The following is a 15,379-nucleotide window of genomic DNA, read 5'->3' as shown; positions in this document are numbered from 1 at the left end:
ATCAGAGGGGCGTCCTGGCGGAGGTCGGCGCCGGCAGACCCATGGCCATGCCGCCGCTTCGTCGAATGTGCAGCGTGCCGTCGCTATCAGGCCGACCGAACTGGGCCAGCCAGTGGCGCAGCGCCGCGTCGGTCTGTCGAGCCAGCAAAGTCGCTTCCAGTCGCCAGCCCAGCGGGCTCAGCTGGAGCTGGCCATCTGCCTGCAGCGGGCCGTGGCCATCGTCATGCAGCTGCGCCGAGATCACGCCGTTCTGCGCCTGCGCCTGCAGCTGCAGTGCGCCGAGGGCGATATCGCTCCCGCGCGTTTTTATGGATGCCTGAGTCCACTGCGTATTCGCCTGCAGCTCCAGCGGCCAGCCGGCCTGCAGCAGGGCGTGCTCCACGCTGAGCTGCAGTTCGCCGCGCGGCCGCCCCTGCGGCAGCTTTGCCACGTAGGCATCGAGCACCGACAGATCCATACGGGCATGGACGTCGCGCCACTCGACCCGGCCCTGCGGCAGTTTGCGCATGGCCCCTGAAAAATTCAGCTGCGGACCGGCGAAATCCAGCTGCAGCTGGGCTTTCCCCAGCAAGGCCGAGCGCGATAGCTGCCAGCTCAGCTTGCCCAGTACCTGCCCGTCGCTGGTCGTGACCTGATCGGCATGGCCGTCCCAGAGCAGCCCACCGACCTGCTGCAGGCGCACGCCATGCAGCTGCGGCGCAATCCACAGCAGCGCCAGGCGGGCGGGCAAAAACCACACCAGCATCAGCACGACCAGCACCAGCAAGACCAGGGCAACCAGGCATTTTTGTAGCGTCTTCAACCGCCGATTCTCAACGTGATTCATCCGACCGTCTTCACCGCTGGGCTTGAGCGTCCAGCGCACAGCGCCGATGATAGCCGGATGACTCACTCCACAAGCAGCAACGCCGCGCTTGCCGCGCGCGACCTCAAACACCTGTGGCATCCCTGCACGCAGATGCACGATCACGACATGGCCGGCGTACCGATGGTGCCGATCGTGCACGGCGATGGCGCTTGGCTCATCGACGCCGATGGCAAGCGCTATCTCGACGGTATCAGTTCGTGGTGGACCAATCTGTTCGGTCACGCCAATCCACGCATCGCGGCCGCGCTGGCCGACCAGGCGCGCACGCTGGAGCATGTCATCTTCGCCGGCTTCACGCACGAGCCGGCGATTGCCTTGGCCGAAGAACTGGTACGCATCACGCCGCCCGGGCTGGATCGCGTATTCCTTGCCGACAACGGTTCGGCCGCGATCGAAGTCGCCCTGAAGATGAGCTTTCACTACTGGCTCAACCAGGGCCACGGCGAAAAGACCCGTTTTATTGCGTTGACTGGCAGCTATCACGGCGAAACGCTGGGTGCGCTGTCCGTGAGCGATGTGGCGCTGTATCGCAAGACGTATGCGCCGCTGTTGCTGACGCCGTTTCTTGCACCGTCGCCCGATACGTATGAAGGCGAGCCCGGCGAGCGTCCCGAGCAGATCGCCACGCGCCGACTGCTGGAGCTGCGTGCGCTGCTTGAGCGCCAAGCGCATGAAACTTGCGCCGTGATCGTCGAGCCGCTGGTGCAATGCGCCGGCGGCATGCGTATGTATCACCCCAGCTATCTCACGGGCCTGCGCGCTCTGTGCGACGAGTTTTCCGTGCATTTCATCGCCGATGAAATCGCGGTGGGATTCGGCCGCACCGGTACGCTGTTCGCCTGCGAGCAGGCGGCGACGACGCCGGATTTCATGTGCCTGTCGAAAGGCCTCACCGGTGGCTTCTTGCCGCTATCGGCCGTGCTGACCACGGATGCGATCTATCAGGCGTTCTACGCCGAGTACAACGCCGGCAAGGCATTCCTGCATTCGCACAGCTATACCGGCAACCCGCTGGCCTGTCGCGTGGCGCTGGAAACACTGGCGATATTCCGCGACGAGCCGGTGCTGGAACGCAATCGCCAGCTGTCCGCGCACCTGGCCAGGCGGCTGACGCCACTGCGCGATCACGCGCATGTCGGCGACGTGCGTCAGACGGGCATGATCGCTGCCGTGGAGCTGGTAGCCGACAAGCCCAGCCGCCGGCCGTTCGCCGCTGAGGACCGGCGCGGCATGCGCGTGTACATGGAGGGACTCAAACGCGGCGTCGTGCTGAGGCCGCTGGGCAACGTGGTCTACTTCATGCCGCCGTACGTGGTTACCGAATCGGATATCGATCGGCTGGTCGATGCGGCCATCGCCGGGATCGAAATTGCCGTCGTTAGCTAGAGCTCTCAGTGTCCGAGACTGATGCTGGGATCGAGCATCTGCAGCGCGTGCGCGTTGTCGATCGCGCCGGTGTTGCGCAACTCGTCGCGGCTGTAACTGCGCCCCGCCACCGGCAGGCAGTCACCTTTCTTCGGCGGAATCAGGCTGCCGGTGTTGCGCAGGCACGCGCGGTCGCCGGGTTTGATCAGGCGATGATCGCCGTCGGCCGTTTTTGACGTGGTTTTGCCCTGATCCGTCGAGCTTGTCGCCGGAACCGCCGAAGGTGAACTCTGCGCGGCCGCTGTCGCACCCATTGCCACACCCGCTGAAAGCGCAAGTGCCAGAACCATACGCTTGGACACGACCAATGTTGAAATCGTTGAATAAGACATAGCGAAACCTCGACAGCGCTGACGGGATACGTGGTGCCATGCTGCGCCGGTCGTCGCGCGCTGGCAACGAGACACGCTCGTTCATCTCGCTGACATTCAGTTTCCTTGGAACCTGTGGGGCTTGGGCGCTCGAGGCGAAAATCCGCCCAGCGGATGTCCGACAGGCTCCTGGCGCATTCGGCAGCGCGCGCCGGCTCGGTTATGCTGCTTTTTTACCGCGCGAACGCTCCATGCGAACCATCCGACTTCATATCGATCAGGCGCTGAATGTCGGCGCTGAGCTGGCGCTGCCAGCGCGGGCCAGCGAGCACGCCGTGCGGGTACTACGAATGGTGGCCGGTGATCCGCTGACACTTTTCAACGGCGACGGCTGCGACTACGCGGCGACCATCGTCGCTGTCAGCAAGCGTGAGGTAACCGTTCGGATCGACGCCAAGCTCGGCCTTACCAACGAGTCGCCGCTTGCGCTGACCCTGGCGCAGGGCGTGGCGCGCGGCGACAAGATGGATCTGATCGTGCAGAAGGCGACCGAACTGGGAGTAACCCGCATCGTGCCGCTGCTGACCGAGCGCTCGGAAGTAAAGCTCGATGCGGCACGTTCGGAGAAACGTTTGCTGCACTGGCGCGCCGTGGCGGCCAGCGCCTGTGAGCAAAGCGGTCGCGCACGCGTACCGGAAATCACCGCTGCGGTGCCGTTGGCGAAGTGGTTGGACGAGTTGGCCGACGATGGCGCGCTGCGACTGGCGCTGCTTCCCGAGGCGGCCAGATCGACTCGCGAACTGCGCTTCGGCGTCGCTGGCGGCGTACTGGTCGTGGGGCCGGAAGGCGGCCTGGGCGAGCGCGACATCAGTGCGTTGTACGCCGCCACGTTTGAAGGGCTAGGGCTTGGGCCGCGAATTCTCCGTACCGAAACCGCGGGACTGGCCGCGCTGGCGGCGCTTCAGGCGATTCATGGGGACGCCTGAAACCTGCAAATTCGCCTGTCTGAAAAAAACTTGATTCAGCCGCCGGTGCCCAACCATTCGGTGCTGTCGTGCGGCACCGGTGCCTCGGTCAGGTCGGCGTCGTCGAGCAGGCTCAGCAGCTCCGCTTCGAGCCACTCCAGATCGGGAATCATCGCCACGTCATCGCGCACCAGCACCTGTGCACGCACGCCCGGCGGCAGCGGAGTGCCGTCATGGGTCGGAATGATCAGCTCGGCGTTGAGCGTGGTCAGGCGCGGAAAGCCCTGTGTCAGCATCGCCACGAACGGCAGCTTCGGATTGCCGCCCAGCGCCTTGAGCACGGCCACACGAACGCTGGCTTCACTGTCGCCGGCCTCGCTCTTCGACAGCTGCGCAAACGACACCAGCGGTACGCGCCAGCCGCGCCAGGCGATGCGGCCCAGCAGCCATTCCGGCGCGTCGTTCACCGGCTCGGGCTTGCTGTAGGTAATGACCTCGGCGACGGTCGCATTGGGCAGCAACAGGCGCAGGTTGCTTACCGGCACCAGAACGCAGCGAATTTCACGCGGCAGCGGCTGTTCTTCACTCATGAAAACACCTCGATCAGATGCGCCGCCAGCTCACGGGGCGTACCGGAAAAACTGACCAACCGTTCGGCGGAAATACCGCTGACCATGTCGGCGGGATGTTCGTTGGCCGAGGACTCCACCCAGACCCTGCCGCCGCGATCGTGTACCGCCTGCGCGCCGGCCACCGCATCGGTGCCGCGACCGGCGAACACGATGGCGAGCGCGTCAGCACCGAACACATTGGCGGCCATGCTGAAACTGGCATCGATCGACGGCCCTTGCGATGCGTCGGCACCACTGGCCCGCAGCTCCATGCTGCCGTCGCGGATCAGGATGAGCTGCTGCCCCGCCGGCACGACGATGACTTCACCCACGCGGGCCCGGCTACCGTGCGTTGCGGCGCGCACCGGCAGCGCCGAGTGCTGGGCCAATGCGTCTACCAGGGTATCGACCGGCGTTGCGCCCAGATGCTGTGTGAGCACGAAGGCCAGCCGGCTGTCGGCGGGCAGCGCCGACAAAAAGCCGTACACCGATTCGCTACTGCCAGCCGCCGCGCCCAGCAGCACGATCTGGCTCAGGCTGTTGGCGCGAAAGGCCTCAGCCTCTTCGAAAGCCGTCGGTGCAACCGCCTCTTCCATCGAGAGCAGTTGAAGGCTCATCACCGCCTCGTCGTCCGCGTCAGCCTGCTCGGCATCGGGTGCGAGAAAATCCGCCGCGCTGACCTTGTGAATGCCGAAATCCGCCGCGTCGGCTTTCTCATCTGCCAGCGGCACATCATCGTCCTCCAGCAGCGACCAACTGTCCGGCACACGCGCCTGCGCGACAAGCGCGTCGGTCGGAATCTGCTGCGCGGCCCCTGCGGCCATCGGCGCGACGGTCGTATCCGTCAGTGGCGCCAGCTCCAGATGATCGAGCTGGAACACCGGTGGCGTCACGCGGCTTGGGCCGGCGTTTTGCTCTGCCGCGGCCACCTGAGACTCGCCCACCGATTCGGAGGCATCCGGCCTGTCATCGGCGCCGGCAGGCGGACCGAAGTGGCCATCGTGCAATGGCGGCAGCTCTTCGTCGTCGGTGAAACGCAGGCCGGAACCGGTGGGAGCCTCCTCGTCCACCGACAGATCGCCCGACGCCAGCAGGGCTTCCAGTTCGGCAGCCAGGTTTTCCGACTGCTCGCCGGCCGCGGGTGTACGCAACGCGTCGACATCGGCCCATTCCGATTCATCGGACGCGAACGACGGCGTTTCCAGCGTAAGGGCTTCGTGTTCGCTGTCCGCGCTCGGCGGCGTGGGTTGAATGTCCGTTTCGGCAACAGCGTGCAATTCAGGCGCCGACGCAAACTCCGCGGTCGACTCTCGCGCGATGGCCGCTTCCAGCACGTCGCTGTTGATCACCTCGACGCCGCGCGCGTACTCGGGTCGCGGCGGATCGAAATCGCCCATCTCCAGCACCTTGACGGCGAGATGGCGCGCCCAGCGGGCGCGATCCCAGCCGGTCAGCGCGCGGCTGGCTTGCGCATCGTTGAAGACCACGCGCGGCTTGTCGCCGTCGATGACTTCGTACAGACGATCCAGCGCGTCGTCGGCGGAGTCGTCCAGGTTGACGACAAGCACCTGTGCGCCGACTTTCTCCAGCAAATCGCGCGAGAGGCTGGACATATCGCCTTCGTGCACGATACGCGCGCCGCACTCGCTCAGCGCATCGCGCAGATGTCCGCCCAGCTCGACGTCATCAAACAACAGGGCAACCGCCGGTGCGCCCTGACTCATGATTCGGCTCCGACGCGCTGCTCGAGCACCTCGCTGATCTGCACCAGCAGCTCCGCCTCCTGATACGGCTTGCCGAGATAGCGATCGACGCCGATATCGAAGGCGCGCTGGCGATGCTTGTCGCCGCTGCGCGAGGTGATCATGATGATCGGCACATCGCGCAGCCGCGGATCGGCCTTCATGTGCGTGGCCAGCTCATAGCCGTCCATGCGCGGCATTTCGATGTCTAGCAGCATCAGATCGGGTACGCGCTCATGCAGTTTTTCGATCGCGTCGATGCCGTCCTTCGCCGTACTGACGTCGTACTCATGGCGCTCGAGCACGCGGCCGGTGACCTTGCGCATGGTGATCGAGTCATCGACCACCATGACCAGCGGCCGCACCCGTATCTCTTCGATCACCGGCGCCTGCACGGCGCTCAGACCGTCGGCGATACGATGCTGACGGCGCGTGATGCCGTGACGCACCAGCGGGGCCAGATCGAGAATGATCAGCACCGAGCCGTCGCCCATGATGGTGGCACCGAGCAGGCCGGGTACCGAGCTGATCTGCGGACCGACCGACTTGACCACGATTTCGCGCGAACCGAGCACCGCGTCGATGCGGATCGCCGCACGCAGATCGCCGGCACGCGTCAGCAGCAACGGCTGCTGTTCGCCGTCGGCCGGCAGGCCGGGAGGCAGGCCCAGCAATTCGGCCAGATCGTGGATGCCGTATTCCTCGTTGCCGTACTGGAAGGTCGGCTCGTCGTCGGCGAGGCGCACCGCCAGATCATCCGGACTGACGCGCGCCACGCCCTGCACCGAAGTCATAGGAATGGCAAAGGTCGCCTCGCCGATGCGTACCAGGATGGCCTGCGTCACCGCGAGGGTGAACGGCAGACGCAGCACGAAGACGCTGCCCTTGCCCGCTTCGGATTCGATCGACAGCGAACCGCCGAGCTGCTTGATCTCGTTGGCGACCACGTCCATGCCGACGCCACGACCGGCCAGTTGGGTCACCGTGCTGGCAGTGGAGAAGCCCGGCTGGGTGATCAGCGACAGCAGCTGGTCGTCGGTCGGCTTGGTATCGGCACGCAGCAGACCGCGCTCGATACCGCGCTTGAAAATCGCCTCGCGATCCAGGCCCCGGCCATCGTCGCTGACGCGAATCACCACCTCGGTGGCTTCGCGCGCCACGCGGATATGCACCGCGCCCTCGCTGGGCTTGCCCGCCGCGCGACGTTCCTCCGGCGACTCGATGCCGTGAGCGATCGCGTTGCGCAGCATGTGCTCGAACGGCGCCTTGATGCGGTCGAGCAGGTTGCGGTCCATTTCGCCGTGCGCGCCGTCCACGTAAAGCTGGGCGCTCTTGCCGTCTTCCTGCGCTGCCTGACGCAACGTGCGACGGAGGTTGGGCACCATCGTGTCGAACGGCAACATGCGCGTGCGCAGCAGGCCGTCCTGCAGCTCGGTGCTGACGCGCGACTGCTGGATCAGCAGCGTTTCCGCCTGACGGGTGAGCTCGTCGAGCAAGGTCTGAATGGACACCAGATCCGAGACCGATTCGGCCAGCGCGCGCGAGTATTGCTGCAGCTGCGAATAACGATCGAGCTCGAGCGGATCGAACACGGTCAGGCCCGCTTCGCGATGTTCGCGCTGGAAGCGCGCGATGATCTGCGCTTCGGTCTCGATTTCCAGCATGCGCAGCTGGCTGCGCAGACGCGACACGGTCTGCTCCAGTTCGACCAGGTTGAAGCGATAGCCGGCCACCTGTTGTTCCAGGCGCGAGCGGTAGATCGCCACTTCGCCCGCGTGGCTGACCAGGCTGTCGAGCAGATCGGCGCGAACGCGGATCTGCTCCTGCGACGATCGCACCTCTTCTTCCGCTTCCGGCAAGAGGTCGGGAAGATCGGGCAGATGTTCCGGCATCGTGACCGCAGGCGCCGTCGGGAGCAGCAGCGCACTGGCGCTTCTCGCAGGCGGTGCGGCGTCATCGATCGAGTTGGCGTCGTCGGACAGATTCGTCTCGCCGGCCAAGGCCAGCAGTTGATCGATCATGTCCTGCGGGTAATCGACCGTCTGGCCCAACGACACCGACTGCACCTGCTTGTGCAGACGATCGAACGCCGACTCCAGCGCGCCGATCAGCGGGCCGGTCTTGGACGGATCGCGGATGGGTTTTTCCAGCAGCGTTTCGATGGCGTGCGTGAGATCGCCCACGCCCATCAAACCGGCGATGCGCGCGCCGCCTTTGAGCGTGTGCAGGTCGCGCTGCAGCTCGGCCACGTACGAAAGCTCGGTTGGCGCATCGTGCCACTGCGCCATCACGCCGTCGGCGTGATCGAGAATTTCGCGCGCCTCGTCGATGAATACTTCCAGCAGATCCGCGTCGATGTGACCGGAGCCGGCCAGTGCGTAAACCTCGTCCTGGACCACTGGCGCGTCGTTCGCGACGACGCTTTCTTGCACCGGCTCGGCGGGCGCCTCGACCAGCTGATGGGGAGAAGCGGCTTCCTCGACATGCTGGACTGCGGCTTGCTGGGCAGCGGCAACTTCCTCGGCTTGCCGGGCGGCAGCGGCTTCCTCGGCCGCACGCGCTTCGGCATCGCGCTTTTCGGAAGCCAACAATTCGGCGGCAATTTCGTCGGCAGCCTGCTGCGCGGCCAGTTCGGCAGCGTGTTCAGCGGCAAGCTTGTCGATCGACGCCTGCTCGGCCGCTGCCTGTTCGGCAGCCAGCTGCTTCGCCGCCGCGTGCTCGGCCGCCGCCTTTTCGGCGGCCAGCTGCTCGGCAGCAATGCGCTCGGCGGCAGCCACCTCGGGCTCGAACGCACCCAGCGCCGCGACCATTTCGGCGGCTAGCTCCGCATGACGCGCGTCGTCGGGATGGACTTCCGCGACGGTATCCGCTTCGGGCTCGTTCGCCGACGCCGCATCGACCGGCTCGGCGGCGTCATCGGCAGAGGTGTCGGTGCTTTCGTCGTGACCAGTCAGCTGTGGCACGGGATCAAACTCGGCGGCGTTGCTTGACGCATCCTCGTGCACGGTTTCCAGCGGCGCGTGGGCGCGATCGGCCGGCTCGTCCGCGTGCGCTTCGACCGTGTCGTTTTCGGCCGCGAATTCGTCGGCGTGCTGCGATTCGATCGCGTCTTCCTCGTCCGACCGCCGCTCGTAGACCACGTGCGCGATCTGCGATTCCGGGTAGCGGTCGCGCAGCGCGGCAATCTGCGCCGTCAGCGCATCGGCATTCGGCAGCTGCGGCTGGTCCACGTCGAACTGGCCCATTACATGGTCGACCAGATCCACCGTCTGTTCGAGCATGCGCACGCCCTCGGACGGCAGCGCAACGTTCAGCGCGCGCAGACGCTTGAACAGGCTTTCCAGCGGCGACAGCAGCTGGGTCAGCAGTTGGATATCGACCATGGCGATGGCGCCGTGCAGCGTGTGCACGGCGCGCAGCAAGTCTTCGCCGATCGGCAGCTCGATGTCGCTGCGCTGGATGGCGCCGCGAATGGTGTGCAGATACTGCGCCACTTCGCTGCGCAGAATTTCCAACAGCACCGGATCCACCGGCGGCATCTCGGGCATCGATCTGTTCGGCTCGAACGACGTCGACTCGTCGCCTGCCGCAAGATTGTCGGCGGCGGTGTGCCCTTCGGTGAGGCTGGCTTCCGGTACGGCATCGGCGGCCGCCTGGGAGCGCGGAATGCGCCGCAGCACGACGCGACGAACCATCTCCGTCGCGGTCGACAGGTGATCTTCCACGCGGGTTCGCTGGCCAGCGGCCACTTCTTCCGCCGTTTGCATAATCGCGCTGAGCGGCGCCGTCGGCTCACCCTCGCCCTTGAGCGCCGCGAGCAGCTCCGGCAGGGCCGCGATCGCATGATGGAGCACGGCCTGCACGCCTTCGTGCGGCTCGATGCTGCCGTCGAGCACGCGATTGAGCATGTCTTCGACCTTCCACGCGAATTCACCGAGCACACCGGCACCGACCAGCCGACCCGAGCCTTTCAGCGTGTGGAAAGAGCGTCGCAAGGTAACCAGCGAGGAAAGTTGGGTCGGCTCGGCCAGCCAGACTTTTTCGCCGTTGCGCAGGCTGTCGATTTCCTCCTGCATTTCTTCCAAGAAGATTTCGCGAATATCGTCGTCGATACCTTCCGCGTCGAAATTGAACACGGTTTTGCCAGCTAACGCGTCGCGCACCGGCAGCTCTTCGAACGCCTCTTCCTCGATCTCGATCCAGTCGTCGTACGGGTCGGCCGCGCTGGTATTTTCCGATGGCGGCGGCGCCGTCGTTTCCGTCTCGGTCAGACGCAGGCCGTCCAGATTGTGGGCCGCCGTGGCGGGCTGCTCGCTCTCGCCGACAAACAGATGGCCGAGATCGTCGCCGGGCAGCATGCTGACCGATTCGGTGAGATCGGGATGCGCCTCGTGCGCAAGTGTTTCGTCGTGCGCGGCTTCGTCGATGGATAGGCCAGCGGCGTGTTCGACGGCAGTCGGCTCGATGCCATCCGCCGGTTCGATCATCGTGGGCGGCGGCAACGCGCGCGCGGCGGGCAGCGGCCAGTAACCGAGCATGCCAAGGCTGTGCTCGGCCACGTCCAAGATATGATCCAGGCCACCGCGATGTTCGCGCGCGGCTTCCAGGTAATACTCCAGCGCCGCCAGCGCATCGGCCAGATGATCCATCTGCTCGCCGGAGGGCACCCGCCGGTCCATCAGCAGCTCTTCCGCCACGAAACGGCCCACGCCCTCGGCCAGATCGGCCGGACGCGGCGCGGAAAGCATGCGCAGTGCGCCGGCCACTTCGCCCATCAGAGCCGGCGCGACGGCCAGATGGCTATGCTCCCAACCGGATTCGACGAAGGCGATAATCGAGCCCTTGACGCTGCCGGTATTGGCGATCGCCTCCTGCATCAGCGCAGTGACCACGCCAAGCGCCTCGCTGCGCGGCAGGCCCTGCACCGCTTCGGTGGATTCCGTTTCGTCTTCGGAACCCAGACTTTCGATGTGGTCGTCCAAGGACGACTCGACGTAGAGCAACGCGCCGGCCACATCCAGCAGGGTTTCTTCGTCGGACTGGCGCAGTCGATTGGCGATTTCGTCGAGCACGCGGCGCTGTTCGATCACCACACGGCGCGGTACGTTCAACGCCAGCATGCCGAGCGTGTCGGCGACGCGCTCGAGCACTTCACTCTGCGAAGCGAGCTGCGACGGGTCGGCGTCTTCCTGGCGCAGGAAAAGATCGAGCGCTTCCTTGACGCGCAGCAGGTCGTCCTTCAGCGCGCGCGATACCGAATCGAGCAGGGCGCGGTTGTGTCCGGCCATCGAGCCGCGGGCATGCTCCAGTTCGGCGGCGTCGGGCAGCAAGCTATCCAGCGCATAGGTGACGCGCAGCTGTTCCATCAACGGGCTGCGTTCTTTCGACTGCGCCACGATGTACAGCATCTTGCAGCACACGTCGTCGGCATCGCCGCCGCGCAGGCTGATTTCGCCCTGCTCGATCAGCTGACGGATGCTGCGATCGACCTTGCCGATCAGCTGACGTATTTCGCCGGCAAAGCTTTTCAGCATGCCCTGCTCGAGACCTTCGAGCACGCCGGCGGAAATCCACCACAGCCGACGCCCGTGCACGTGATAGCAGCGCGAGGCGATCGCCAGCAGTGTCGTGCGCATGCCGAGCAGTTGCTGCGCAGCGTCCTGCCCGCGGAACCAGCTCAAAAGCTGCTGCTGGAAACGCAGACGCAGATCCGCCAGCTCGCCGCGATGCGCTTCGGCATACGACTCGCTCATGGCGGCAGGCGCCTGCTCCGGCAGAAACGCATCCAGATTCGGATGAAACATCGCCGACTCGGTCAGCGCCGGCAGCTCGCGACTGGCGCGCAGATCGTTCAACAGCGGCAACAGCACCACCGGCACGTCGCGGTGGCCGCTGGAAAGGCGCTCCAGATAATCGGGCAACTGCATCAGGCCGCGCATCAGCGAAGCGTAGGCTTCTTCGCGGTGGGTGACCTGATCCTGCAGCAGCGCAACCGCCAGCGTTTCCATTTCCGCGGTGACCTGTGCGGCGCCGTACAGCTCGACCATCTGCAGGGTACCGCGCACCTGGTGCAAATACTCGGCGCACGAACGCATGGCATCGCGCTGCATCGGATGCTCGACGTAAGTCGCCAGCGCTTCGCGGGCGGTCGACAAGGTTTCGTCGAGCTCCGGCTTGACCCAGTGCAGTGTGGTGAAATCGATGTGGTCTTGAAGTCTCATGCGCCTCTCTCAACGATTGCCCAACAACGTTACGCAACCGACGAGCATGCCCCCCGTCCTGTGCTTGTATTCATCGCGCGGCGATCGGCGCGACGGATAGTTCGGTCAACTAGCTCACTCAACTCGTGCGATCAACCAGGCAACTTGAAATGCGCCACCGAGCGGCGCAGATCGCTGGCCAGCTGCGCCAACGTACCGATCGAGTCGGCCGTCTGGCTCGCGCCCTGCGAGGTCTGCGACGTAATTTCCTGAATCGCGTTCATCGATATCGAAATATCGGTTGCCGCGGCGGACTGCGCGCGTGCTGCCGAAGAGATACTCTGAATCAGCGCCGACAAGTCATGCGAAACGCGCTCGATATCGCCCAGCGCGCTGCCGGCGTCTTCCGCCAGGCGCGCACCGGCGACCACCTCGGCGGTGGTCTGCTCCATCGAGTTCACCGCCTCGTTGGTATCGGACTGAATCGTCTGCACCAGTGTTTCGATGCGCTTGGTCGCGCTGGTCGAGCGTTCGGCCAGTCGCTGCACTTCGTCCGCCACCACCGCGAAACCGCGACCGGCTTCACCGGCCGAGGCCGCCTGAATGGCCGCGTTCAACGCCAGGATGTTGGTCTGTTCGGCGATGTCGTTGATCAGTTCCACGATCGAGCCGATCTCCTGCGAAGACTCGCCCAGCCGCTTGATGCGCTTGGAGGTTTCCTGGATCTGGTCGCGAATCGAGTCCATGCCCGAAATCGTTTCGCGCACCACTTCCGCGCCGCGCGAGGCGATTTCCACCGAGCGCTCGGCCACGTCGGCCGACTCGGCCGAATCCTTCGACACGATATCCATCGAGCTCACGATCTGGTTGATCGCGGAGGTCGCCGAGCTGATCTGCTGCGCCTGCTGCTCGGCCGCGTCGGCCAGATGGCGCGCGGTGGTCTGCGTTTCCTGCGCCGAGGACGACACCTGCTCGGAGGTTTCGTTGATCGTCGTTACCAGCGAGCGAAGCTCGTCGATGGCGTAGTTCACCGAGTCAGCGATAGCGCCGGTGATGTCTTCGGACACCGTGGTTTTTACCGTGAGATCGCCTTCGGCGAGCGAACCCATTTCGTCCAGCAGGCGCATGATCGCCTCCTGATTGCGCTGGTTGAGCTCGGCGCTGCTGGCGAAGCGGCGGCGCTGATCGGCGACCAGGGTGAACACCAGCGCGACGGCGAAAACCACGGCGGCGATGGCACCGAACAGGCCCCACCACACGTTCGGGAACAGCCGGCGCAGCGGCAGCTTGCCGACCTGCTCGGACAAATCGTTGGCTCGCAGCAACACGGTCTGTGAATCCAACGAGGCCTGGTTGCCGGCGTGTTTCACGTCGGCCAAATTGCCCGCGGCGTCGGCCAGCTTGGCCAGCGGATCGGACAGCTTGTTCCAGCGGTCGGTCATGTCGGCAAGAATCTTTTTCGCATTCGGGTCGCCGATCGGCTTGACCCCGCTTTCCGGATTGCCCTCGAGCAGCCCCTTCAGCACATTGCCGTACAGCTGCGCATCGCGGGCCAGGCCGTCGGCCGCCGACTGCGCGTTGTCGCCGCCCTGCAGCACTTCCTGCACGCGTCGAATGATGCGGTCACCGGAGAGCATCTGGCGGGATGTACCCAGCATCTGGTCGGAACTGCCGTTGTGCTGCTGCAGAATGTTGACCACCTGCTCCATGCTCGAGTTGAGCAGAGGCATCTGCTGCGCCAGCGTGTTGGCGCGCACGCCCGAATCGGTCACCAGCGCCTTGTTGGAGAGGATCTTGCCGATATCGCCGTCGAGCTGCTTCCACGAATCGCTCAGCGTAATCACGGCGCGGCCGGTCGGGGTCGTGTTTTTGTCGTCGTAAGGCGGCATGCCGGTATGCGTATCGCCCTTGATCAGCCGCTGCACGGCGGAATCGATCGAGTTGCGGTTGGCGGCCAGCTCGTTGAACGACTCGGCGTTGCCATTGGCCGCTTCCAGCGCGGACTTCGCAGTCTGCTGGGAAAGCACCTGAATCTGCGTGGTCAGCGCGATGGCCTGGCGGTCTTCGCTGTTCTTCTGGTTCAGCAGACCGAAATCGAGCGCCGCGAAACCGATCGAAACCACAAGCAGGACAATATAAACGGCATAACCCCGTTCCCTGCCAACGCCCCCGGTAGTGCTCATGTTCACCTCGTCCGTCTGACCTGATCCGATCGGTGCCGCGCTATGGGCGAATACCGAAACGAAACTTGCTAACCCATTCCGGCCACGACGGGCACCGGCTCTTCTTGTTCAAAATGCGTCGACGACGATCACGCCGCGGCCTGACGGAAATCCGGTGCGCGTACCAATCGATTCATGCTGAAGATCCCCAACTGCTGTTCGCCGACGCGATTTTCGACGAAGCGCGTCAGGCGCGGGTCTTCTTCGCGCATCGCATCGCGCCGCTGCTCTTCGTCTACCGTACGCTGGCCGAACACTTCGTCGACCAGCAGCGCCACGTTGCCGTTGCCCTGGCGCACGATCAGCAGACGGGTGCGATCGGTAAGCGGCGTGCGCTCGCCGAACAAAAACCGCGCAAAGTCGATCACCGGCACCAGATTGCCGCGCACGTTGGCCACGCCAAGCAGCCACGGCTGCGTACCGGGCACCGGCGTGAGCGCCGGCACCGCCAGCAGCTCGTTGATCTCGTCGATGCCGCTGACCAGCAGGCGTGCGCCGACGCGGAAGCCGATGCCGCGCCACAGGCCCGGCGCTTCGAGCTTGTCGCGCGTGTCGGACGCGTGCGCCAGCGAAAGCCGCTCATAGCGCGCCAGAATCTCGAACGGTGTCAGGTTGACGGCCGGTATGCGATGAGCGGGTTGGTTCATGCCGCACCCGGCAGGAGGTCGTTGATGCAGGTCAGCAGCTCTTTTTCATTCACCGGCTTGGTGATGAACGCACGCGCACCCTGGCGCAGACCCCACACGCGGTCGGTTTCCATCGACTTGGTGGTAATCATGACGATGGGTACAGCCGCCGTAATCGGATCGCGGCTCAGTGTACGCGTAGCCTGAAACCCGTTCATGCCAGGCATGATCACGTCCATGATCACCAGGCTCGGCAGGTCGGCCCGCGCCCGCTCGATGCCTTCTTCGGCGCTGTTGACGGCAACGACCTGATGACCGGCACGCTCCAGCAGCGTGGTGAACACGCGTACGTCGGTCGGTGAGTCGTCGATGATGAGAATATTGGCCACAGGTTCCCCTCAGAATCTGC

10 protein-coding genes are annotated in these 15,379 nt (G+C 65.0%); 2 read left to right on the top strand and 8 right to left on the bottom strand.

Annotated elements, in window-relative coordinates:
* Position 1: 1 nt before the first annotated feature.
* Complete coding sequence (locus tag HDE76_RS17800; protein WP_255481659.1) at positions 2 to 826, bottom strand: type II secretion system protein N; 825 nt, start codon at positions 824 to 826, stop codon at positions 2 to 4.
* Between the two features lie 57 nt (positions 827 to 883).
* On the opposite strand from HDE76_RS17800, the gene HDE76_RS17795 reads away from it, so the two are divergent.
* On the top strand, positions 884 to 2,254 hold the full coding sequence (locus HDE76_RS17795; protein ID WP_184509510.1) for an adenosylmethionine--8-amino-7-oxononanoate transaminase: 1,371 nt from the start codon (positions 884 to 886) through the stop codon (positions 2,252 to 2,254).
* Between the two features lie 5 nt (positions 2,255 to 2,259).
* Here HDE76_RS17795 and HDE76_RS17790 read toward each other — a convergent pair whose 3' ends face one another.
* On the bottom strand, positions 2,260 to 2,547 hold the full coding sequence (locus HDE76_RS17790; protein WP_179477452.1) for a hypothetical protein: 288 nt from the start codon (positions 2,545 to 2,547) through the stop codon (positions 2,260 to 2,262).
* A 308-nt stretch (positions 2,548 to 2,855) separates the two neighbouring features.
* Here HDE76_RS17790 and HDE76_RS17785 point away from each other — a divergent pair, with 308 nt between their 5' ends.
* A complete protein-coding gene (locus HDE76_RS17785) occupies positions 2,856 to 3,590 on the top strand; it encodes a 16S rRNA (uracil(1498)-N(3))-methyltransferase (RefSeq protein WP_184509508.1) in 735 nt (244 codons plus the stop codon).
* 35 nt (positions 3,591 to 3,625) lie between these two features.
* On the opposite strand, the gene HDE76_RS17780 is transcribed toward HDE76_RS17785, so the two are convergent.
* The 6 genes from HDE76_RS17780 to HDE76_RS17755 all read right to left on the bottom strand — a co-directional run bounded on the left by HDE76_RS17780 (position 3,626) and on the right by HDE76_RS17755 (position 15,359).
* On the bottom strand, positions 3,626 to 4,159 hold the full coding sequence (locus HDE76_RS17780; RefSeq protein WP_179477454.1) for a chemotaxis protein CheW: 534 nt from the start codon (positions 4,157 to 4,159) through the stop codon (positions 3,626 to 3,628).
* Positions 4,156 to 5,904, bottom strand: a complete 1,749-nt coding sequence (locus tag HDE76_RS17775) for a chemotaxis protein CheB (RefSeq protein ID WP_184509506.1) — start codon at positions 5,902 to 5,904, stop codon at positions 4,156 to 4,158. Before HDE76_RS17775 ends, HDE76_RS17780 begins: the two co-directional genes overlap by 4 nt.
* Positions 5,901 to 12,143: an Hpt domain-containing protein gene (locus HDE76_RS17770; RefSeq protein WP_184509505.1), complete on the bottom strand. Its 6,243-nt coding sequence runs from the start codon at positions 12,141 to 12,143 to the stop codon at positions 5,901 to 5,903. The genes HDE76_RS17775 and HDE76_RS17770 overlap by 4 nt, the downstream gene beginning before the upstream one ends.
* Positions 12,144 to 12,274: 131 nt before the next feature.
* Positions 12,275 to 14,305 (bottom strand): methyl-accepting chemotaxis protein, encoded by a 2,031-nt coding sequence (locus tag HDE76_RS17765; RefSeq protein WP_179477456.1) that lies wholly within the window; start codon positions 14,303 to 14,305, stop codon positions 12,275 to 12,277.
* Positions 14,306 to 14,433: 128 nt separating this feature from the next.
* Positions 14,434 to 14,991 carry a chemotaxis protein CheW gene (locus HDE76_RS17760; RefSeq protein ID WP_184509503.1) on the bottom strand — a complete coding sequence of 186 codons (558 nt, stop codon included), beginning with the start codon at positions 14,989 to 14,991 and terminating at the stop codon, positions 14,434 to 14,436.
* Positions 14,988 to 15,359: a response regulator gene (locus HDE76_RS17755; protein ID WP_179477457.1), complete on the bottom strand. Its 372-nt coding sequence runs from the start codon at positions 15,357 to 15,359 to the stop codon at positions 14,988 to 14,990. Before HDE76_RS17755 ends, HDE76_RS17760 begins: the two co-directional genes overlap by 4 nt.
* Positions 15,360 to 15,379: the final 20 nt, after the last annotated feature.

Origin of the sequence: Rhodanobacter sp. ANJX3, assembly GCF_014200755.1 — a bacterium.
Taxonomy (GTDB): Bacteria; Pseudomonadota; Gammaproteobacteria; order Xanthomonadales; family Rhodanobacteraceae; genus Rhodanobacter.
Note: the sequence above shows the minus strand (reverse complement) of the source record. Positions and strands in the feature narration are given on the sequence as shown.

What these genes read in the sequence shown, in the direction of transcription:
- HDE76_RS17800 (WP_255481659.1), bottom strand. Translation starts at nt 826, where the DNA reads ATGAATCACGTTGAGAATCGGCGGTTGAAGACGCTACAAAAATGCCTG.
- HDE76_RS17795 (WP_184509510.1), top strand. Translation starts at nt 884, where the DNA reads ATGACTCACTCCACAAGCAGCAACGCCGCGCTTGCCGCGCGCGACCTC.
- HDE76_RS17790 (WP_179477452.1), bottom strand. Translation starts at nt 2,547, where the DNA reads ATGGGTGCGACAGCGGCCGCGCAGAGTTCACCTTCGGCGGTTCCGGCG.
- HDE76_RS17785 (WP_184509508.1), top strand. Translation starts at nt 2,856, where the DNA reads ATGCGAACCATCCGACTTCATATCGATCAGGCGCTGAATGTCGGCGCT.
- HDE76_RS17780 (WP_179477454.1), bottom strand. Translation starts at nt 4,159, where the DNA reads ATGAGTGAAGAACAGCCGCTGCCGCGTGAAATTCGCTGCGTTCTGGTG.
- HDE76_RS17775 (WP_184509506.1), bottom strand. Translation starts at nt 5,904, where the DNA reads ATGAGTCAGGGCGCACCGGCGGTTGCCCTGTTGTTTGATGACGTCGAG.
- HDE76_RS17770 (WP_184509505.1), bottom strand. Translation starts at nt 12,143, where the DNA reads ATGAGACTTCAAGACCACATCGATTTCACCACACTGCACTGGGTCAAG.
- HDE76_RS17765 (WP_179477456.1), bottom strand. Translation starts at nt 14,305, where the DNA reads ATGAGCACTACCGGGGGCGTTGGCAGGGAACGGGGTTATGCCGTTTAT.
- HDE76_RS17760 (WP_184509503.1), bottom strand. Translation starts at nt 14,991, where the DNA reads ATGAACCAACCCGCTCATCGCATACCGGCCGTCAACCTGACACCGTTC.